Origin of the sequence: Cupriavidus alkaliphilus, assembly GCF_900094595.1 — a bacterium.
GTDB lineage: Bacteria > Pseudomonadota > Gammaproteobacteria > Burkholderiales > Burkholderiaceae > Cupriavidus > Cupriavidus alkaliphilus.
This window is the reverse complement of record NZ_FMAD01000017.1, coordinates 58,218-79,201: the sequence shown is the minus strand read 5'-3', so window position 1 is coordinate 79,201 and position 20,984 is coordinate 58,218. Positions and strand designations below refer to the sequence as shown.

The 20,984-nt window shown below is 68.2% G+C and carries 17 protein-coding genes and 1 pseudogene; 13 read left to right on the top strand and 5 right to left on the bottom strand.

The features are described from left to right. Positions 1-95: 95 nt before the first annotated feature. Positions 96-455: pseudogene (gene cutA / locus GA0116996_RS26265) on the top strand (divalent-cation tolerance protein CutA); the annotation flags it as partial. Positions 456-544: 89 nt separating this feature from the next. Next, positions 545-2,464, top strand: coding sequence for a protein-disulfide reductase DsbD (dsbD, locus tag GA0116996_RS26260; RefSeq protein WP_092317612.1), 1,920 nt, complete (start codon positions 545-547; stop codon positions 2,462-2,464). 30 nt (positions 2,465-2,494) lie between these two features. On the opposite strand, the gene GA0116996_RS26255 is transcribed toward dsbD, so the two are convergent. The 3 genes from GA0116996_RS26255 to yihA form a co-directional block, all read right to left on the bottom strand. Then, positions 2,495-3,715, bottom strand: coding sequence for a magnesium transporter CorA family protein (locus tag GA0116996_RS26255; protein WP_092317609.1), 1,221 nt, complete (start codon positions 3,713-3,715; stop codon positions 2,495-2,497). Positions 3,716-3,730: 15 nt separating this feature from the next. Beyond that, positions 3,731-4,723 (bottom strand): porphobilinogen synthase, encoded by a 993-nt coding sequence (hemB, locus tag GA0116996_RS26250; protein WP_092317606.1) that lies wholly within the window; start codon positions 4,721-4,723, stop codon positions 3,731-3,733. Between the two features lie 264 nt (positions 4,724-4,987). Further along, entirely contained in the window at positions 4,988-5,686 is a 699-nt protein-coding gene (yihA, locus tag GA0116996_RS26245) for a ribosome biogenesis GTP-binding protein YihA/YsxC (RefSeq protein ID WP_092317603.1), read from the bottom strand. 498 nt (positions 5,687-6,184) lie between these two features. Here yihA and GA0116996_RS26240 point away from each other — a divergent pair, with 498 nt between their 5' ends. From GA0116996_RS26240 to msrQ, 8 genes are all read left to right on the top strand, one after another. Then, positions 6,185-6,844 (top strand): c-type cytochrome, encoded by a 660-nt coding sequence (locus GA0116996_RS26240; RefSeq protein ID WP_092317600.1) that lies wholly within the window; start codon positions 6,185-6,187, stop codon positions 6,842-6,844. A 188-nt stretch (positions 6,845-7,032) separates the two neighbouring features. Then, entirely contained in the window at positions 7,033-9,252 is a 2,220-nt protein-coding gene (locus GA0116996_RS26235; protein WP_092317597.1) for a cytochrome c biogenesis protein ResB, read from the top strand. 48 nt (positions 9,253-9,300) lie between these two features. Continuing rightward, positions 9,301-10,467 (top strand): c-type cytochrome biogenesis protein CcsB, encoded by a 1,167-nt coding sequence (ccsB, locus tag GA0116996_RS26230; protein ID WP_092317668.1) that lies wholly within the window; start codon positions 9,301-9,303, stop codon positions 10,465-10,467. A gap of 158 nt (positions 10,468-10,625) precedes the next feature. Continuing rightward, positions 10,626-11,063, top strand: coding sequence for a COG4315 family predicted lipoprotein (locus tag GA0116996_RS26225; protein ID WP_026164031.1), 438 nt, complete (start codon positions 10,626-10,628; stop codon positions 11,061-11,063). Positions 11,064-11,114: 51 nt separating this feature from the next. Continuing rightward, complete coding sequence (locus GA0116996_RS26220; RefSeq protein ID WP_092317594.1) at positions 11,115-11,654, top strand: RNA polymerase sigma factor; 540 nt, start codon at positions 11,115-11,117, stop codon at positions 11,652-11,654. After that, a complete protein-coding gene (locus GA0116996_RS26215) occupies positions 11,651-12,514 on the top strand; it encodes an anti-sigma factor family protein (RefSeq protein ID WP_092317591.1) in 864 nt (287 codons plus the stop codon). Before GA0116996_RS26220 ends, GA0116996_RS26215 begins: the two co-directional genes overlap by 4 nt. A gap of 170 nt (positions 12,515-12,684) precedes the next feature. After that, positions 12,685-13,686, top strand: coding sequence for a protein-methionine-sulfoxide reductase catalytic subunit MsrP (gene msrP, locus GA0116996_RS26210; protein WP_092317588.1), 1,002 nt, complete (start codon positions 12,685-12,687; stop codon positions 13,684-13,686). A 14-nt stretch (positions 13,687-13,700) separates the two neighbouring features. After that, positions 13,701-14,384, top strand: coding sequence for a protein-methionine-sulfoxide reductase heme-binding subunit MsrQ (gene msrQ / locus GA0116996_RS26205; RefSeq protein ID WP_425248319.1), 684 nt, complete (start codon positions 13,701-13,703; stop codon positions 14,382-14,384). A gap of 26 nt (positions 14,385-14,410) precedes the next feature. Here the strand turns inward: msrQ and lysA are convergent, their stop codons facing one another. Continuing rightward, positions 14,411-15,670, bottom strand: coding sequence for a diaminopimelate decarboxylase (lysA, locus tag GA0116996_RS26200; protein WP_092317582.1), 1,260 nt, complete (start codon positions 15,668-15,670; stop codon positions 14,411-14,413). Between the two features lie 369 nt (positions 15,671-16,039). Here lysA and cyaY point away from each other — a divergent pair, with 369 nt between their 5' ends. Next, positions 16,040-16,375, top strand: a complete 336-nt coding sequence (cyaY, locus tag GA0116996_RS26190) for an iron donor protein CyaY (protein ID WP_062801950.1) — start codon at positions 16,040-16,042, stop codon at positions 16,373-16,375. Positions 16,376-16,454: 79 nt separating this feature from the next. On the opposite strand, the gene GA0116996_RS26185 is transcribed toward cyaY, so the two are convergent. Then, a complete protein-coding gene (locus GA0116996_RS26185; RefSeq protein WP_092317576.1) occupies positions 16,455-18,830 on the bottom strand; it encodes a penicillin-binding protein 1A in 2,376 nt (791 codons plus the stop codon). Between the two features lie 400 nt (positions 18,831-19,230). On the opposite strand from GA0116996_RS26185, the gene pilM reads away from it, so the two are divergent. Together pilM and GA0116996_RS26175 are read left to right on the top strand one after the other, a co-directional pair. Then, a complete protein-coding gene (gene pilM, locus GA0116996_RS26180) occupies positions 19,231-20,301 on the top strand; it encodes a type IV pilus assembly protein PilM (protein ID WP_181487080.1) in 1,071 nt (356 codons plus the stop codon). A 17-nt stretch (positions 20,302-20,318) separates the two neighbouring features. Beyond that, entirely contained in the window at positions 20,319-20,984 is a 666-nt protein-coding gene (locus GA0116996_RS26175; RefSeq protein ID WP_092317570.1) for a PilN domain-containing protein, read from the top strand.

The following is a 20,984-nucleotide window of genomic DNA, read 5'->3' as shown; positions in this document are numbered from 1 at the left end:
CGGTTCCGGGCACACCGCTTACAATCGAGCCAGGCATCCGCCTGGCTCTTTTGTTTTGGGGCGGGTCGGCGGTTGCCGGTCGAGGGAGATTGTCGATGCAAAGCCATACTGACCAGGGCGCCGGTCCGGACGAGGTGCTCGTCGTCCTCACCAATACCCCCGATGCCGACACCGCGGCGCGCTTGTCGCGGGCCGTGCTGCAGGCGCGCGCCGCTGCCTGCGTGAACCGTCTGGCGCCGGTCGAATCCGAGTACTGGTGGCAGGGCAAGCTTGAGCAGGCGCGGGAATGGCCGCTGCTGATCAAGACCACGCGCGCACGCTACGCTGCGCTCGAGGCCGTGATCCGGCAACATCACCCCTATGACGTGCCTGAGCTGCTCGCGTGGCCCGTGTCAGCGGGCTACGGGCCCTACCTGGAATGGGTTCGCAGCGAGACCGCCGGCGTACCGGCGCAGGCGGGAACGGCGGCACCGGGCGGCGATGCCCGCGACGCAGCGCCAGGTACGGCAGCACCTCAGGATCAAGACCAACAGGAATCGGCTTCATGAACATCGGTTTGGCACGGCGGGCGGGCATGCCCGGGCAGATGTGGGCGCGGCAAATTGCCGCAGCGCTGCTGACGGCGCTGGCCTGGCTGTGCCTGGCGGGCAGCCTCCACGCCGCCACCGAGGACGACTTCCTGCCGCCCGAGCAAGCCTTCCGCTTCGCCGCCAGCCAGCCTGACGACAAGACCATTGAAGTGCGCTTCGACGTCGCGCCGGGCTACTACATGTACCGCGAGCGTTTCGCCTTCGCCGCGCAGCCGGCCGGGGTGAAGCTGGGCGCGCCGGTCTACCCGCAGGGCAAGGTCAAGTTCGACGAGACCTTCGGCAAGGAGATGGAGACCTACCGCGACAGCGTGGTCATCCGCGTGCCGGTCGAGGCCGCCGCAGGCAAATGGACGCTGACGGTGACCTCGCAGGGCTGCGCCGACAAGGGCCTGTGCTATCCGCCGATGGAAAGCGTCTACAAGGTGGGCGGCAACGCGCTGGCCGACCTGTTCGGCAAGCGCGGCCGCAGCGACGCCCCGGCGGCCGAACCGGTTCCGGCGCCCGCGGTGCCCGCAGTACCCGCCGTACCGGGTTCGGCCGCGACCCTGCGCGCCGACGACAGCGACCGCATCGCCGGCGCGCTGGCCAGCCGCAACCTTGGCCTGATCGGCGCACTGTTCTTCGGCCTGGGCCTGCTGCTGACCTTTACGCCGTGCGTGCTGCCGATGGTGCCGATCCTGTCGTCGATCGTCGTCGGCGAGCACGTCACGCGCGGCCGCGCGCTGCTGGTGTCGCTGGCCTATGTGCTGGGCATGGCGGTGGTGTACACGGCGGTTGGCGTCGCCGCGGGCCTGCTGGGCGAGGGGCTGTCGGCCGCACTGCAGACGCCCTGGGTGCTGGGAGCCTTCGCCGCGCTGATGGTGGCGCTGGCGCTGTCGATGTTCGGACTGTACGAACTGCAACTGCCGCAGCGCTGGCAGACTCGGCTGACGGAGTCGTCCAACCGCCGCAAGGGCGGGCAGGTGGTCGGGGCCGCGGCGATGGGGGCGATCTCCGCGCTGATCGTCGGGCCGTGCGTGACGGCGCCGCTGGCGGGTGCGCTGGCCTATATCGCGCAGAGCCGCGACGCCGTGATCGGCGGCGCCGCGCTGTTTGCGATGGCGCTGGGCATGGGCGTGCCGCTGGTGCTGGTCGGCGTGGGCGCGGGCAACCTGCTGCCGCGCGCCGGCCGCTGGATGGAGGTGACCAAGCGTTTCTTCGGCTTCCTGCTGCTGGGCGTGGCGCTGTGGATGCTGGGGCCGGTGCTGCCGGCGTGGGCCACGATGCTGCTGCTGGCGGCGCTGTTGCTGGTGGCGGCGGTGTTCCTCGGTGCCTTCGACGGGCTGGGGCCGGATCCGCGCAACCTGGTGCGGGTGGGCAAGGGCGTGGGCGTGCTGTTTGCCATCGCTGCCGCGATCGTGCTGATCGGCGTGGCCTCGGGCGGACGCGATCCGCTGCAGCCGCTGTCGCACCTGAGCGTGGCGCGCACAGGGGGCGAAGGCGCCGGCGGCGCGCAGGCGGTGCGCTTCGAGCGCGTGCGCAGCGTGGCTGAGCTCGACGCCCGCGTGGCGCAGGCCGCCGCCGCGGGCAAGCCGGTGCTGCTGGATTTCTATGCCGACTGGTGCGTCAGCTGCAAGGAAATGGAGCGCATGACCTTTGTCGATCCACGCGTGCGTGCGCGGCTGTCCGAGATCGTGCTGCTGCAGGCGGACGTGACCGCCAACAATGCCGACGACAAGGCCTTGCTCAAGCGCTTCGGGCTGTTCGGGCCGCCCGGCATCATCCTGTTCGGGCCGGACGGGCGCGAGCGTCCGGTGCGCGTGATCGGCTACCAGTCAGCCAACCGCTTCCTGGAAAGCCTGGAGCGCGCTTTCGGTACGCGTACGCGCACCTGAGGCGTGCCCGGGGTGTACCCAGGCCCGCCGCTAGCGCTCCAGCTGCCGCGCCACGCCCCACAACGCCGCCAGTACCACCGCCACCGCGCCCATCAGGCCGATCGACCACCAGAAGCCCTGCGGCTCTTGCAGCCAGGGCATGCGGTCGAAGTTCATGCCGAAGACGCCGGTGATCAGCGTCAGCGGCATGAACAGCGCCGTGATCAGCGTCAGCGCGCGCATGGTGCGGTTGGTCCGGTGCGCCACCGCCGAGAAGTGGATCTGCACCGCCGATTCGATCGAATCCTCCAGCCGGCGCGCATGCGCCAGCACCCGCTGGATATGCTCCATGACGTCGTTGATGCGCACCAGCAGCACCTCATCGCGCCCTGGCGCATTGGCCGCGCCGCCGGGCTGGTCGCTGCTGTAGCGGTTGTCGAGCAGGCTGTCGCGGAATTCCTGCAGCGCGTCGCGCTGCTCCTCGCTCAGGTGCTCCAGCTTGCGCAGCTGGATGCGCGCATCGAGCAGCCCTTCCCAGCTGGAGAAGCTGCGGCGCGAGTTCAGCAGCGCGCGCTGCCAGCGGTCGAGCTGGCGCGTCAGCGGCGCGCGCAGTTCCAGGTAGCGGTCGACCATGGCGTTGAGCAGCCGCAGCATCAGGTCTTCGGGCCGGCTCGGCGGACGGATGCCGTGCAGCAGCGACTGGCCGTTGCCGCGCGCGGGCGCGGCTTGAGGACGCGGGGCCTGGCATAGCTCCAGCAAACGCTGGCGCACCTGGTCGATGGTGCGCGAGGGCCCGGACCGTACCGTCACCAGCACGGTGTCGAACATGAAGAACGTGACCGGCTGGGTGTCGATCCTGGCCAGCGCCGGCAGGAAGCCCGGCGCATAACGCTTCTGCCGCGCCACTGCTTCGGCCGTGGCCGGCCTGGTGGTGCCGGCCGGGCCGGCCGCGTCCTGCGGCTCGGCCTCGGCAATGGCGCGGCTGGTCTCGAAGGTCAGCTTGCGGAAGATCACCATGTCGTACGCATGGGTCGTATCGAAGTACGACGGATGCGCGGCGTTGGTGGCGTCGGCCAGGTGCAGGTCGAGGATGGGCGCGCCGGCAAGCTGGCGCACCTGCTCGCGCCACGCGTCGGGCGCCGCGGTGACCTCTTCGGTGGAAAAATCCGCCCACACGAACAGCGACGCGGCATTGCCCGACAGAAAGCTGCTCGCCTCGGTGAGCGAGGCGAGCGGGTGTACCTGGCTCGCTGAGAAACCTAGCAACTCCATGCGGTCGGCCGGCCGTCAGGCCTTCAGCAGCCGCGCGGCGTCGCGCGCGAAATAGGTCAGGATGCCGTCGGCACCGGCGCGGCGGAACGCCAGCAGCGATTCCATCATCACCTTGTCGTGGTCCAGCCAGCCGTTCTGCGCGGCAGCCTTGAGCATCGCGTACTCGCCGCTGACCTGGTACACGTAGGTGGGGAAGCGGAACTCGTCCTTCACGCGGCGCACGATGTCCAGGTACGGCATGCCGGGCTTGACCATCACCATGTCGGCGCCTTCCAGGATGTCCTGCGCCACCTCGCGCAGGGCCTCGTCGGTGTTGGCCGGATCCATCTGGTAGGTCATCTTGTTGCCCTTGCCCAGGTTGGCGGCCGAGCCCACCGCGTCGCGGAACGGGCCGTAGAACGCCGACGCGTACTTGGCCGAGTACGCCATGATGCGGGTATGGATGTGGCCGTTGTCTTCCAGCGCGGTGCGCACGGCGCCGATGCGGCCGTCCATCATGTCGGACGGGGCGACGATGTCGACCCCGGCCTCGGCTTGCGCCAGCGCCTGGCGCACCAGGATCTCCACCGTCGCATCGTTGATCACGTAGCCGTTGTCGTCGAGCACGCCGTCCTGGCCATGGCTGGTGTACGGGTCGAGCGCCACGTCGCACAGCACGCCGAGCTCGGGGAAGCGGTCCTTGAGCGCGCGCACGGCGCGCGGCACCAGCCCGTCGGGGTTGGTGGCCTCGATGCCGTCGGGCGTCTTCAGCGCCGGGTCGATCACCGGGAACAGCGCCAGCACGGGGATGCCGAGCTTGACGCAGTCTTCTGCCACCGGCATCAGCAGGTCGACCGAAACGCGCTCCACGCCTGGCATCGAGGCCACGGCCTGGCGCTGGTTCTGTCCGTCGAGGATGAAGACCGGGTAGATCAGGTTGTCCGGGGACAGGCGATGCTCGCGCATCATGCGGCGGGAGAAGTCATCGCGGCGCATGCGGCGCGGGCGGAACTCGGGGAAGGTGGACATGGCGGCTTGTTGGCGGAAGAGGACGAAATGCAGGCCGGCAAGCGCGGCGCGCGCAGCGTCGTGCGGCTGGCCGAAGAAAAACTAAACTTTTGTGCGTGCCCGCCATCATACTCGCGGACACTTTGCGTTGCGCGCTGCGTGGCGCGGTGTCCCCCGCTACTCCTCCCTGAGCGGGTACCCGCCCCACCGGCGGGAAAGTTTGTCCCCGTTGCTTGCGACGGGGCTTTTTTTTGCGCGCTCGCTGCCAGGCGCTCGCTGCCAGGATCACGCAGCCGGATCGGAGGCAGGAGGCATGGTGTTTGCGGCGGGCTCGCGCTCCGCCTTTTGCGCTTCCGGCAGGTTCAGCCAGCCGGCGATCACGCCCTGCGCCTCATCGATGCCGCGGCGCTTGAGGCTCGAGAACAGCTGCGCCGTCATCGGCACCGGCGTTTCCAGCTGCTCGGCATAGCCTTGCAGCATCTTGCGGGTCTCGCGCAGGGCCTTGGCGTTTTCGCTGTTGGTGAGCTTGTCGGCCTTGGTCAGCAGCACGTGGATCGGTCGTCCGGTCGGCAGGAACCACTCGACCATCTGGCAATCGAGATCCGTGAACGGCCGGCGCGCATCCATCATCAGGATCAGGCCGGCGAGCTGCTGGCGGGTCTGCACGTAATCGCTCAGCAGGCCCTGCCAGTGGTACTTGGCCGAGCCCGAGACCTCGGCATAGCCGTAGCCGGGCAGGTCGACCAGGAACGCAAGCGGGTCGGGCGCCTTGACCGGCGCCACCGAGAAATAGTTGATGTGCTGGGTGCGCCCGGGCGTGCGCGACGAGAACGCCAGCCGCTTCTGGTTGCACAGGATGTTGATCGCGGTGGACTTGCCGGCGTTGGAGCGGCCGGCGAACGCGACCTCGGGCACGGCCGTGGCGGGCAGGTCGCGCAGGTGGTTCACGGTGATGAAGAAGCGGGCCTGGTGAAGAAGGGACATGCGCTAGAGCAGTGGGGCGGGCCGCGGAGGCCGCGCGCAAGCGCGTGCCGGGGCCGGGGTCTCGCCAGGGTGGGATGGCTGCGGCCTGGGCCGCCCGCCGGGCTTGATCTGGCGCAGCCCGAAGCGGGCACGACAAGGCGCAAGGCATCAATCCGGCACATAACTTATTGTACAATACGCCGGTTTACGGTCTCCTGAGCGGGTGACGCGTGGCATCCATGCCGCGTGCCTCGGCTGCCGTCGTCCGGGCGGGAAGCCTAGTGTGTCGTTCCATCGTGGGCAAGGCCTTGCCTCGCATTGCGCGTTGCACCGGACGGTGCGGCGGCGGCGGGCGCGGGCTGGCGGGGTCTGCCGCCACGGCCAGCGTTGCGCGGATCGGTCAGCCGCTCGCGGGTCGCCACGATTCCCAGCCTTTTGCACCGGCGCGTCCTCACCGCCGGCAAAGCGCCGGAGCGGCATGCATCACGGTATCCAAAACAATTCAGAGAAGGTGTGCGAATGAACCGCATTGCGAAGATTCTGGGTGTCCTGGCTCTGGCCGTTCCTGCCGCCGCCCTTTCCGGTCTGGCATCTGCCGCAGAGCAGGCCGCCGCCAAGGCGGACCCGGCCAAGGGTGAAACGCTGTACACGCAAGGTGCCCCCGATCGCAATGTGCCCGCCTGCCTGAGCTGCCACGGTGCCGCCGGCAACAGCGCGGCCGCCGCCAACCCGAAGCTGGCCGCGCAGCATCCCGAGTACGTCCACAAGCAGCTGGCCGACTTCAAGGCCAAGACCCGCAGCAACGCGATCATGGTGCCGATGGCGTCGGTGCTGACCGACGAGGAAATGCGCAACGTCGGCGCCTATCTCGCCAAGCAGTCGCTCAAGCCGGCCACCGCCAAGAACAAGGACAGCATCGAAGCCGGCCAGAAGATCTATCGCGCCGGCATCGCCGCCAAGGGCGTGCCGGCCTGCGCCGCCTGCCATGGCCCCGCCGGCGCAGGCATGCCGGCGCAGTATCCGCGCATCGGCGGCCAGTGGGCCGACTATACCGAGGCACAACTGGTGGCATTCCGCCAGGGCACCCGCAAGAACAACCCGGTCATGACGACCATCGCCGCCAAGATGTCGGATGCCGAGATCAAGGCGGTGGCGGACTACGTCGCCGGGGTTCGCTGACGATCCGGGATTCCGCGACGCTGGCGCCTTCGCGCGCCGGCGCACCGGTTGAGCGGCCGCCGCCGGATGGCGCGGCCACGCATGCAACCGAACGCGCTTGTCACAATCGAAAAGGGTGGCCTGCTTGCCAAAGCATGTCCACCCTTTATTCATTTCCAGGCCGTACGCTGTTTTAGGTTTCACTGCACATGTCGACCGCTTCCACTTCAGGGCTGCACCTGAAGACCTCTCACCGCGTGCTGCGCGACGCGGTCGAATTGTTGTCCTCGATGCGCTTTGCGATCGCGCTGCTGACGGTGATCTCCATCGCCAGCGTGATCGGCACCGTGCTCAAGCAGAACGAGCCGTATTCGAACTACGTCAACCAGTTCGGTCCGTTCTGGGCCGATGTGTTCCACACGCTGTCGCTGCAGAAGGTCTACGGCTCGTGGTGGTTCCTGCTGATCCTGGCCTTCCTGGTGGTGTCCACCAGCCTGTGCCTGGTGCGCAACGCGCCCAAGATGATCGCCGACATGCGCTCGTGGAAGGACCATGTGCGCGAGCGCAGCCTGCGCGCCTTCCATCATCGCGGCGAGTTCGACGGCGCGCGTGCGCGCACCGAGGCCGTTGGCCGGCTGACGGCGTTGCTGCGCAACCGCGGCTACCGCGTCAAGGCCGTCGAGCATGACGGCGCCACGCTGCTGGCCGCCAAGGCTGGCGCCGCCAACAAGGTCGGCTATATCCTGGCGCACACCGCCATCGTGGTGATCTGCATCGGCGGCCTGCTCGACGGCGACCTGCTGATCCGCGCGCAGATGTGGCTGGGCGACAAGACCCCGATCCGCGGCAACGCGGTAATCAGCGAGATCCCGCCGCAGCACCGGCTGTCGGTGAACAACCCGGGCTTCCGTGGCAACGCCTACGTGCCCGAGGGCTCGACCGTCTCCACCGCCATCCTCAACATTGCCGACGGAGCGCTGGTGCAGGACCTGCCGTTCGCGATCACGCTGAAGAAGTTCAAGGTCGACTTCTACGAGACCGGCATGCCCAAGCTGTTTGCCTCGGACGTGGTCGTGACCGACCGCGCCACCGGCAAGCGCACCGAGGCCACCATCAAGGTGAACGAGCCGCTGATCGTCGACGGCATCGCCATCTACCAGTCCAGCTTCGAGGACGGCGGCTCGCGCCTGAAGTTCGTCGGCTACCCGATGCAGGGCAGCGGCCACGCCACCTTCACCATCGATGGCGCCGTGGGCGGCAACAAGCCGCTGGCCGGCACCGGCACCAGCGCGGATGGCGACGGACTGACGGTGGAGTTCAGCGACTTCCGTTTGATGAATATCGAAAACGTCACCGACGCCTCGGGCAAGCCCGATGCGCGTGGCGTGGCGCGCAAGTCCTTCAACGAAACGCTGGACAAGCATCTCGGCGCCGCCGCCAGCACCGACCGCGCCAAGACCCTGCGCAATGTCGGCCCGTCGGTGCAGTACAAGCTGCGCGACCGCACCGGACAGGCGCGCGAGTACAACAACTACATGGTGCCGGTGCAGATGGACGGCCAGTCGGTGTTCCTGGCCGGCATGCGCGAGTCGCCCAGCGAGCCGTTCCGCTACCTGCGCATTCCCGCCGACGACCAGGGCAGCGTGGCTGACTGGATGCGCCTGCGCGCCGCGCTGCAGGACCGCGCGCTGCGCGGCGAGGCCGCGCGCCGCTTTGCGCAGGCGTCGATGCCTGGCGACGACAAGGCCGAGCTGCGCCGGCAGCTGGCCGAAAGCGCGCTGCGCGCGCTCGACCTGTTCGCGGGGGCGACGCGCCCCACGCCGGATTCGCCACCGGGCGGCTTTACCGCCATCGCGGCCTTCCTGGAAAAGTCCGTGCCGCCGGCCGAGCAGCAGAAGGCCGCCGACGTGCTGCTGAAGATCCTGAACGGTTCGATGTGGGAGCTGTGGCAGCTCGCGCGCGCGCAGGACCAGCTGCCGGTGGTGGCCAACAGTGCCCAGAGCAGCGCCTTCCTGCAGCAGGCCATCAATGCGCTGTCGGATAGTTTCTTCTACGGCGCACCCGTGTTCCTGCAGCTCGACGACTTCCAGGAAATCAAGGCCAGCGTGTTCCAGCTGACCCGTGCGCCCGGCAAGAACATCGTGTATCTTGGCTGTCTGCTGCTGGTGCTGGGCGTGTTTGCGATGTTCTATATCCGCGAGCGCCGCGTCTGGGTCTGGGTGAAGGACAAGTCCACCGACAAGTCTGCCGGCCAGCCCACCGCGGGCAACACCGACGACGGCGATGCCGGCAGCCATGTGCTGATGGCGATGTCGACCCAGCGCCGCACCATGGACTTCGAAAAGGAATTCACGGCGCTGCGCGACGACATCGGCCGCGCCGCAGGGGGCCGCAGCGCTACCCAAGAGCCCGCCGGCACACCCCACTGAATGAGCAGGTACGCTATGTCCTCTAATGTGAACCAGGCCGATCGCGCCATGCGCGCTACCCGGCGCGCCGACAGCGGCGCCGACGAGGCCTACCTCGAACCTTCCTTCCTGCGCCGGCTCAGCTGGGTGGACTGGCTGTTCGCGCTGGCGCTGGCCGCGGGCGCCGGCGTGGCGCTGGCCCAATACGGGCAGTGGATGGACGGCTACGACAAGGCCGTGCTGATCGGCGCCGTGCCCACCTTCGCGCTGCTCGGCTGGCACTGGAAGCCGGTGCGGCCGCTGATGGTGGCGCTGGCGGTGCTGTCGCTGTTCGCGATCCAGCTCTACCAGGGCCAGCTCGCGCGCGCCGAACAGGCCTTCTTCCTCAAGTACTTCCTGTCGAGCCAGTCGGCCATCCTGTGGATGAGCGCGCTGGTGTTCCTGTCGACGCTGTTCTACTGGGTCGGGCTGGCCACGCGCTCGGGCACGGGCTACAGCCTCGGCAGCAAGCTGTGCTGGGGCGCGGTGGTGCTGGGCTTCACCGGCATGCTGGTGCGCTGGTACGAGTCCTACCTGCTCGGCGCAGACATCGGCCACATTCCGATCTCGAACCTGTACGAAGTCTTCGTGCTGTTCACGCTGATCACCTCGCTGTTCTACCTGTACTACGAAGGCCGTTACGCCACGCGCGCGCTGGGCCCGTTCGTGATGCTGGTGGTGTCGGCCGCGGTGGGCTTTCTGCTGTGGTACACGGTCAGCCGCAATGCGCAGGAGATCCAGCCGCTGGTGCCCGCGCTGCAAAGCTGGTGGATGAAGATCCATGTGCCGGCCAACTTTATCGGCTACGGCACCTTTGCGCTGGCGGCGATGGTCGCGGTGGCCTACCTGCTCAAGCAGCGCGGCATCCTCGCCGAGCGCCTGCCGTCGCTGGAGCTGCTCGACGACGTGATGTACAAGGCCATCGCGGTCGGCTTTGCCTTCTTCACCATCGCCACCATCCTCGGCGCGCTGTGGGCGGCCGAGGCCTGGGGCGGCTACTGGAGTTGGGACCCGAAGGAAACCTGGGCGCTGATCGTCTGGCTGAACTACGCGGCCTGGCTGCATATGCGGCTGATGAAGGGTCTGCGCGGCACGGTGGCGGCCTGGTGGGCGCTGGTCGGCCTGCTGGTCACGACCTTTGCCTTCCTCGGCGTGAACATGTTCCTGTCAGGGCTGCACAGCTACGGCGAACTCTGACGCGCGCATGCTGCAACGCAAAAGGCCTGCCTTCGGGCAGGTTTTTTTTCGACTTTTTTCAATTTTTTTGGCCGCTGCGGGAATAAAGAGATCACATCCAGTGTTTACTGGAGGGACGGTGCCGGCTGGCGGCACCGAATTGCATGGAGAACAAGATCATGGCAAGTCTGCGTCGTAACGCTGCTGCATCCCTGGTTCGTCCCGGCGCCCTCGCGCTCGGCTGCGCGGCCGTCCTGCTCGCCGGTTGTGCCGGCATGGGCATGGGCGGAGGCAGCGCCGGCAATCTGCCGCCCACGGTCAAGGTGACCAATGGCGTGCTGACCGATCCGCAGGGCCTGACGCTGTACACCTTTGACCGCGACACCGCCGGCAGCGGCAAGAGCGCCTGCAATGGCCCCTGCGCCACCAACTGGCCGCCGCTGATGGCCGCCCCGGGCACCAGCGGTTCGGGCCAGTACACCATCATCACGCGCGATGACGGCAGCAAGCAGTGGGCCTACCGCGGCCAGCCGCTGTACCGCTTCGCCAAGGACGCCAAGCCGGGCGACCGCACCGGCGACAACGTCAACAACGTCTGGCACGTGGCCAAGCCCTGACGCGGCGGCAGCCACTCCCAGCGCCACCACAGCCACCACAGCCACCCCGGCATGGAAGGGTTTGACGGCCAGCTCGTCGCGCTGGCGCCGCGGTTGCGGCGCCATGCGCGCGGCCTTACCGGCGACGCGGCGCTGGCCGACGACCTGGTGCAGGACACGCTCGAGCGCGCGCTGCGCTACCGCTGGCGCTTCCGCCTGCGCCCCGGCGCCTGGTGGGGCGACGGCGCCGACGGCCTGCTGCCGTGGCTGCTGACGCTGATGCATCGCCTGCGCCTGAACGCCTTGCGCCGCAAGGAGCTGGTGGTGGCCACCGATACCCTGCCCGAGGTCAGCGGCCCTGCCGAAGACCCGGGGCTGCGCCGCGACCTGTCGCAGGCGCTGGCGCAGCTGCCCGAGCCGCAACGCGCGGTGCTGCTGCTGGTCAGCCTGGAGCAATTGACCTACGCCGAGGCAGCGCGCGTGCTCGACATCCCGCCAGGCACGGTGATGTCGCGGCTGGCGCGGGCACGCGAACAGATGCGGCGGCTGCTCGACGGCGCGGCGCCGAACCGAACTGCCACGGCCGCCAATGCGCTGCAACGGGTGAAATGATGCCGGGCATCCACGAAGCCGATCTCCACGCCTATGCCGACGGTCAGCTGGCCGGCGCGCGCCGCGCCGCCGTCGAGGCCTACCTGGCGCAGCACCCGGACGCGGCCGCACAGGTTGCCGCCTGGCGCCGGCAGGCCGAGGCGCTGCACCGCGCGCTCGACCCGGTACTCAATGAACCGGTGCCGCTGGCGGCCTTGCCGCAGGGTTTGCACGGCGACCAGGGTCGCAACCGCGCCCGCGACGGCCGGCGCGATGGTGCCCGCCCCTGGCCGCGCTGGACCATGGCCGTGGCAGCCACATGCGCGTCGCTCGCGCTGCTGGCCGTCGGCGGTACGCTGGGCTGGCTGGCGCACGACCGCCTTGCTGGCGGCACGCTGGTGCTCGCGCCTGGCGAGCGCTTTGCGCGCGAAGCGCTCGCCACGCACGCGGTCTATGCCCCCGAGATGCGCCACCCGGTGGAAGTTGCCGCGACCGAAGAGGCCCATTTGATCGCCTGGCTGTCCCGGCGCCTGGGCACGGCGCTGCAGGTGCCCGACCTGCGCGCGCAGGGCTTCCACCTGATCGGCGGCCGGCTGGGCGTGGCCGAGGGCGGCCCGTCGGCGATCCTGATGTATGAAGCCGACGACGGCACGCGCCTGTCGCTGCAGCTGCGGCGCATGGCGCAGGGCACGCCCGATACCGGCTTCCGCGTCGAGCGCATGACGGGCGAGGGCGCGCGCCGGCGGACGCCGGGCCGCGACCCGATGATGGCGTTCTACTGGATTGACCGCGACCTGGGCTTTGCGCTGGCAGGGCCGCTGGAACGCGCCCGGCTGCTGACGCTGGCGCAGGTGGTGTACCAGCAATACCAGGGCGGATAACGCACCCGCAGCGCGCCTGCGGCACATTGGCAGGCGCAGGCATGCGTCATTTCGACGCCATCACAAAAAACTGTCAGGACTGGCCCGCACTCCACGACCAAGCCCGGAGTCCAATCCTGCAAGCACGCGGCGCCGCCGGCGCCGGCACGACCAGGCAATCGAGGAAAACCATGCTGATTCCTTCCCCCAAATGGCTGCGCGGCGACGACATTGCCGCCAGCGAGATCACGCCGCGCCATGTCTTCGAAGCGCGCCGCCGCATGCTGGCGCTCGCTGCCGCCGGTGCGGCCGGCGGCACGCTGGCGCCGTGGTTCGCGCGCCAGGCCTTCGCGCAAGGGCAGCATGGCGCCCGGCTGCCCGCCACACCCAACAACGCCTACGTCATCACCGAGAAGCGCACGCCGTACGAGGAGGTGACCACCTACAACAACTTCTACGAGTTCGGCACCGACAAGTCCGATCCGGCGCGCCACGCCGGCACGCTGCGTCCGCGTCCGTGGCAGGTGGCGGTCGAAGGGCTGGTGAAGAAGCCCAAGGTCTATGACCTGGACGAGCTGACCAGACTGGCGCCGATGGAGGAGCGCGTCTACCGGCTGCGCTGCGTCGAGGGCTGGTCGATGGTGATTCCGTGGATCGGCTATCCGCTGGCCGAGCTGATCCGCCGCGTCGAGCCGCAGCCGGGCGCGAAGTATGTGCAGTTCATCACGCTGGCGGACAAGAAGCAGATGCCCGGCCTCAGCAGCGGCGTGCTCGACTGGCCGTACAGCGAAGGCCTGCGCATGGACGAGGCCATGCATCCGCTGGCATTGCTGACCTTCGGCCTGTACGGCGAGGTGCTGCCCAACCAGAATGGCGCTCCGGTGCGCATGGTGCTGCCGTGGAAATACGGCTTCAAGAGCGCCAAGTCGATCGTGAAGATCCGCTTCGTCGACAAGCAGCCGCCGACCAGCTGGAACCTCGCCGCGCCACAGGAATATGGCTTCTACTCGAACGTGAACCCGGACGTCGACCATCCGCGCTGGAGCCAGGCCACCGAGCGCCGCATCGGCGAAGAGCGCGGCAGCGGCTTCGGCGCGCTGTTTGCGCCCAAGCGCAAGACCCTGCCGTTCAACGGCTATGGCCAGCAGGTGGCGGCGCTGTACCAGGGCATGGACCTGAAGAAGTTCTTCTGATGGCAGGCGAGCGCATGGCCACCTCTTCTCCCACCGCCGCGGCCGCCACGCGCAAGCCGGCCGGCCTGTCCACGCTGGCGCCGCAGCGGGTCCGCGCGCTCAAGCTCGCGCTCTGGCTGCTGGCGCTGCTGCCCTTTGTGCGGCTGCTGTACCTGGGCGCCACTGAACAATTCGGCGCCAACCCGCTCGAATTCGTCACGCGCTCGACCGGCACCTGGACGCTGGTGATGCTGTGCCTGACGCTGGCGATCACGCCGCTGCGCCGCCTCACCGGCTGGAACTGGCTGATCCGGATGCGCCGCATGCTTGGCCTGTTCGCATTCTTCTACGGCCTGCAGCACTTCCTGCTGTGGATCGGCGTGGACTGCGGCTTCGACCTGGCCTACATGATCAAGGATGTGTACAAGCGGCCCTTTATCACGGTCGGTTTCACCGCCTTCATGCTGATGGTGCCGCTGGCGCTGACCTCGACCAACGGCATGGTGCGCCGCCTCGGCGGCAAGCGCTGGCAGGCGCTGCACCGGCTGGTCTATGCCATCGCCGTGCTGGCCATCCTGCACTACTGGTGGCACAAGGCAGGCAAGAACGACTTCGGCGAGGTCTCGATCTACGCCGCGGTGGTGTTCGTGCTGCTGGGGATGCGGGTGTGGTGGCGGCTGCGCAAGCCAGCCGGGGGGACGCGCCAGCCCGCCGCATAAGCAGCGGCGGACGGGGCTGTGGGAACTCAGTCCTGCAGCAGGCGCTCGTCGCGGAACAGGTCTTCGACCAGCTCGCGCTCGCGCACCAGATGCACCTTGCTGCCGTCGACCATCACTTCGGCGGCGCGCGGGCGGGTGTTGTAGTTGGAGCTCATGGTGAAGCCGTAGGCGCCGGCCGACATCACCGCCAGCAGGTCGCCGGGCTGCACCGCCAGCGCGCGGTCGCGGCCGAGCCAGTCGCCCGATTCGCACACCGGCCCGACGATGTCGTAGGTCACCGCCGCGCCGTCGCGCAGCGCCACCGGCTCGATGCGGTGGTAGGCCTCGTACATGGCCGGGCGCGCCAGGTCGTTCATGGCGGCGTCGACGATGCAGAAGTTCTTGGCCGCGCCCGGCTTGAGGAACTCCACCTGCGTCAGCAGCACGCCGGCGTTGCCGACCAGCGAGCGGCCCGGCTCGAACAGCACCTCGCGGTGGCCATGGCCGCGCGCGGCAACGCGCTCCAGCAGCGTGGTGGCGAAGCCGGTGATGTCCGGCGGGGTCTCGTCGGTGTAGGTAATGCCCAGGCCGCCGCCCACGTCGATGTGCTCCAGGCTGATGCCTTCGCGCTCGAGCGCCTCGACCACGTCCAGCACCTTGTCCAGCGCTTCCAGGTAGGGCTCGACCTCGGTGATCTGCGAACCGATATGGCAGTCGATGCCGGTCACCGCCAGGTGCGGCAGCGCGGCGGCGGCGCGGTAGGTCGGCAGCACGTCTTCGAAGGCGATGCCGAACTTGTTGCCCTTCAGGCCGGTCGAGATATAGGGATGGGTCTTGGCGTCGACGTCCGGGTTGATGCGCAGCGACACGCGCGCACGCTTGCCGACGCGGCCGGCCACTTCGTTCAGGCGGTCCAGTTCGGGGATCGACTCGACGTTGAAGCAGCGCACGTCCTGCGCCAGCGCCAGTTCCATTTCGGCCGCGCTCTTGCCCACGCCCGAGAACACCACCTTGCGCGGATCGCCGCCGGCGGCCAGCACGCGCTTGAGCTCGCCGCCCGAGACGATATCGAAACCCGCACCCAGTTTGGCGAATACTTGCAGCACCGCCAGGTTGGAATTCGCTTTCATCGCGTACTGGACCTGCGCCTTGCGGCCCGCGCAGGCGGCAGCGTAGGCCTGGTACGCGGCGGTCAGCGCCGCACGCGAATAAACATAGGTCGGCGTGCCGAACTCGGCGGCGATGCGCGCCAGCGGCACCTGCTCGACGGCAAGCGCGCCGTCCTGGCGATGGAAGAATGCGGTCATGGTTATCGGGTGGTGGGGGCGGCGGGGGACGATGCCGGTGCCGGTGCCGGTGCCGGTGCCGGCGTGGCATCGGTGCGGCCCAGGCCCGGATCCGGCACGGTCGGCGGGGTTGGCTCGGGCGGAACCTTGGGCAGGGTCAGCGGCCCGCGGATACCGCATCCGCCCAGCAGGGGCATCGCAAGGGCGGCGGCAAACGCCGATACAATCGCAACACGACGCAGCATCGGGTCGTCCTTTTGGCTTGTTGGCAAGGCGTTGGATGGCCCGGCGCGATGGCCAGTCATCCGGAGGATTCTTAACAAAAAAAGCCGTTCGCGCCACGTACGCCCGGTCCGGGCAGCGGCGGCAACGGCGGTCTCGGAGTTTAGCATGCCCCCCTTGAGCGAAAGCGAGTTCCTGGCCCTGGCCACGCGGGAACTGGACCGCATCGAAGCCGCGGTCGAGGCGGCCGCCGACGCGGCCGACGCCGACATTGAAATCAGCCGCACCGGCAACGTGATGGAACTGGAATTCGAGAACGGTTCCAAGATCATCATCAACAGCCAGGCGCCGATGCAGGAGCTGTGGGTGGCCGCGCGCGCGGGCGGTTTCCACTTCCGCCGCGAGGGCGAGCGCTGGGTCGATACGCGCAACGGCGGCGAACTGTACGCGGCGCTGTCGGGCTATGTCAGCGAGCAGGCGGGCGCCAGCCTCAGCCTGCACTGACGCCGGCATCCCGGGCGAAGCCCGGGAGCGCAAAAAAGCCGGCCTCGCGGCCGGCTTTTTTGCGGTCCGGCGAGCGCGCTCAGGCGCCGCCGAACATCTCCAGGATCTTGCGTTTCTCGGACTCGGTATCGACCGACGGGGTCGTGGATTCCTCCGGCTTGCCCGGCCACGGATCGCCCAGGCCCACCGATGCCACGCCGGCGCCGCCGGCGTTCTCTTCGAAGGTCCAGTCGCCGCCCACCATCAGCACGCCTTCGGGCGCGGGCCGTTCCGGAGATTCCGGCACGCCCTTGAGCGCCTTGCTCATGTAGCCGACCCAGATCGGCAGCGCCAGGCCGCCGCCGGTCTCGCGCACGCCCAGGCTCTTGGGCTGGTCATAGCCCATCCAGGCGATCGCCACCAGGTTGGGGGTGTAGCCGGCGAACCAGGCATCGACCGCGTCGTTGGTGGTGCCGGTCTTGCCGGCCAGGTCATTGCGGCCCAGGCGCTGCTTGGCGCTGTTGGCGGTGCCGTAGCGCACCACGTCGCGCAGCATGGTGTCGGCGATAAAGGCGGTGCGGGCGTCGAGCACGCGCACGGCATCGGTGCCGGCGCGCTGCGGATGGGTTTCGGAGATCACGTTGCCGCGCGCGTCGACCACCTTCTGGATCAGGTAGGGGTTGACGCGGTAGCCGCCGTTGGCGAACACCGAGTAGGCGCCGGCCATCTGCAGCGGCGTCACCGCGCCGGAGCCCAGCGCCATCGGCAGATAGGCGGGGTGCTTGTCGGCCTCGAAGCCGAAGCGGGTGATGTAGTCCTGCGCGTACTGCGTGCCGATCGCGCGCAGGATCCGCACCGAAACCAGGTTCTTGGACTTGGCCAGCGCGCGGCGCATGGTCATCGGGCCCTCGAAGCGGCCGTCATAGTTCTTCGGTTCCCACACCTGGCCGCCGGTATCGGGGCCGATCGAGAGCGGCGCGTCGTTGATCACGGTGGCCGGCGAGAAGCCCTTTTCCAGCGCCGCCGAGTAGATGAACGGCTTGAAGCTCGAGCCGGGCTGGCGCCAGGCCTGGGTCACGTGGTTGAACTTGTTGCGGTTGAAGTCGAAGCCGCCCACCATCGAGCGGATCTCGCCATCCTGCGGGTTGATCGACACGAACGCCGCGGCCACTTCCGGCAGCTGCGTCACCGACCAGTTCTTCTTCTCGTCCTGCGTCACGCGGATCACCGCGCCCGGGCGCATCTTCATCTTGGGCTGCGCGTTGGCCGACAGCGACGGCGAGATAAAGCGCAGCGCCGCGCCTTCGATGGTCGCGACTTCGCCGGACAGCAGCGTCGCCTTGACCTGCTTGGGCGACACGCTGGTGACCACGGCCGAGCGCAGGTCGCCGCTGCCCGGGTGCTCGACCAGCGCATCGTCGATGGCCTGCTCGCGTTCGGCCGGATCGGAGGGCAGGTCGATGAAGGCCTCGGGACCGCGGTAGCCGTGCTTGCGCTCGTAGTTCATGATGCCGGTGCGCACCGCCTCATAGGCCGCGTCCTGGTCGGTCTTGGTCAGCGTGGTGTAGACCGTCAGGCCGCGCGTGTAGGTTTCCTCGCGGTACTGCGCGTACATCAGCTGGCGCACGATCTCGGCCACGTATTCGGCGTGCGTCGAGAACTCGTTGCCCTCGGTGCGGACCTTCAGCTCGGCCTGCACGGCCTCGTCGTACTGTTCGGGCGTGAGGTAGCGCAGGTCGCGCATGCGCTGCAGGATGTACTCCTGGCGTACCTTGGCGCGACGCGGGTTGACCACCGGGTTGTACGCCGACGGCGCCTTCGGCAGCCCGGCCAGCATCGCCGCCTCGGCCGGCGTCACATCGCGCACCGACTTGCCGAAGTACACGCGCGCGGCGCTGTCGAAGCCGTAGGCGCGCTGGCCCAGGTAGATCTGGTTCATGTACAGCTCGAGGATCTGGTCCTTGCTCAGGTTGGCCTCGATCTTGTACGCCAGCAGCATCTCGTAGATCTTGCGGGTATAGGTCTTTTCGCTGGACAGGAAGAAATTGCGCGCCACCTGCATGGTGATGGTGGAGGCGCCCTGCGACAGCCCGCCGCGCAGGTTGGCCAGGCCGGCCCGCATCACGCCGACGAAGTCGACGCCGCCGTGCTCGTAGAAGCGGTCGTCCTCGATCGCCAGCACTGCCTTTTTCATCACGTCCGGAATTTCGGCGATGGGCACGAAGTTGCGCCGCTCCTCGCCGAATTCGCCGATCAGCACATTGTCAGCGGTGTAGATGCGCAGCGGAATCTTGGGCCGGTAGTCGGTGATGGTGTCCAGCGAAGGCAGGTTGGGCGCGGCCACCAGCAGCGCGTAGCCAAGCAGCAGCGCAATCACGACGGCACCGGCGACAACCAGTCCCACCGCCCAGAACATGAGCCGCGTCCAGATCGAACGACGGGCAGGGTGGGGCGGCTTGTGTTGTGCTGTGGCCATAAGGGAAATACCTAGTCAGGGGTGCCCGCGATTATATCTTCCGGCATCGGCCCGCCCGGACGCACAGTGGCGGGGGCGCCGCTATCGCGCTGTTACAAGATGTAAGGCCACGGATGCCGGCGTGCAGGGCGACGTTGGGGGTGACTACGGGGGGAAGCGCGCGGCACAGGCAGGCATGGAAGGGAACCCGACGACCGTGGGGTTTTGGCAACGGATTGATGAGGGCCTTCTCAAAAACAAGTTCGGCCCAGTTCGGCACGTTGCCACCGATGCTGGATTTTGTGAGAATCGGCCAACATAAAAAGCACACGTTTCATTCAAGAAACTAGGCTCGCCCGATTAGAGCGTTCAAGCCAGGGGCGAGTTCAAAAGTCAGGGGGTCACCTTGCGTCGGGGCATTTTGTCGGGGCTTCTGCGCCGGACTACGGTCGGCGTGGATATCGGGTCGTCCAGTGTCAAGGTAGTCGAGCTCTCCGTGGGGGGCAGCAGACAAGACTACCGGCTGGAAAAATGCGCCAGCGAACTGCTGGACCGCAATGCCGTTGCCGATGGCAACGTCATCAACATCGAGGCAGTCGGGATTGCGCTCCGGCGCGCGCTCGGCAAGGCCGGCATCCGCTCCAAGGACGTGGTGCTGGGCGTTCCCTCCATGCTGACCGAATCGCAGACGGTCAGCCTGCCGGACAACCTGTCCGAAGACGAACTCTATTCCCAGGTCGAATCCGAGGCGCACCGCCTTTATCCGCCGTCGCAGGCGGTCAACTTCGACTTCGCCGTGATCGGCCCCAGCGAGACCGAGGGCGGCATCGGCGTGCGCGTCACCGCGGCCAACAGCGACCGCGTGCAGGAACGCGTGACCGCGGCCGAAATGGCCGGCCTCAAGCCGCAGGTGATGGACGTCGAGGAATACGCGGTGCAGCGCTCGATCGTGCAGATGCTGGGCGTGCCGCAGGAGATGTCCGAGGCCGACGCGCGCGCGTTGCCGGTGGTGGCGGTGGTGCACCTGGGGGGCAGCCGCTCCAAGGCCATCTTCTACCAGGGCTGGAAAGAACTCTACGAACAGCCGCTGAACAGCTACGGCGACCAGCTCACGCAAAGCGCGGCGCGCATGTTCACGCTCGATGCGCTCAAGGCCGAGATCAAGAAGCGCAAGAACACGCTGCCCGAAGCCTGGCGCGCGCAGTTGCTCAAGCCGTCGCTAGATGCCCTTGCCATGGAGGTGCAGTCCGCGATCGGCAACTTCATCGCCAGCTCCAGCCTGGGCCGGGTCGACGAGATCCTGCTGTCCGGCGGGCATGCCTCGCTGTTCGGCGTGCAGGCGGCGATCCAGCACCAGACCAGGATCACCACCACGCTGGCGAACCCGTTCGCCAACATGGCGACCAACGCCAAGGTCAATGAGCGCTACCTGCAGCGCGACCTGCCGGCGTATATCGTCAGTGCCGGCCTCGCCCTGCGCGGCCTGCAATAACGCACCGGAGGCACGAGATGTCAACGAACACACTGCCTTCGGTCAACCTGCTGCCCTACCATGAAGCCCGCAAGGCGGCGCGGCGCAAGAAGGTCTACACCATGCTCGGCGCAGCGGCCGGCGCGGGCGCGGCCGTGGTGCTGCTGGGCGGGGTCTATATCGACGGGCGCATCGCGTCCGTGGCGGCGCTCAACCAGGTGCTGAGTGCGGAAAACGCCCGGCTCGACGGGCAGATCCGCGAAGTCAACACGCTGAAGAAAGACATCGACGCGCTGCTGCAGCGCCAGAAGGCCGTCGAAAGCCTGCAGACCGAGCGCAACCGCCCGGTGCAGCTGCTCGAGGAACTGGTGCGGCAGGTGCCCGAAGGCGTCTACCTGACCAGCCTGAAGCAGGCCGGCGAGGCCTTCACCATCGCCGGCGTGGCGCAGTCCAACGAACGTATTTCGGAGCTGCTGCGCAACCTGGGCGGAGTGGCCTGGCTCGACAAGGCCGAACTGGTCGAATCCAAGGCGGTCACCATGACCAACAACCTGCGCGAGCAGCGCCGGCTGTTTGATTTCTCGATGCGCTTTGCGTACCGCGCGCCGGAGGCGCCGGCCGACGGCAAGAAGGCTGCCGCGGGCGCTTCGGCGCCATCCGCCGCCCCCGCACCTGCACCCGCCCCCGCGGCCGGAAAGGCCTGA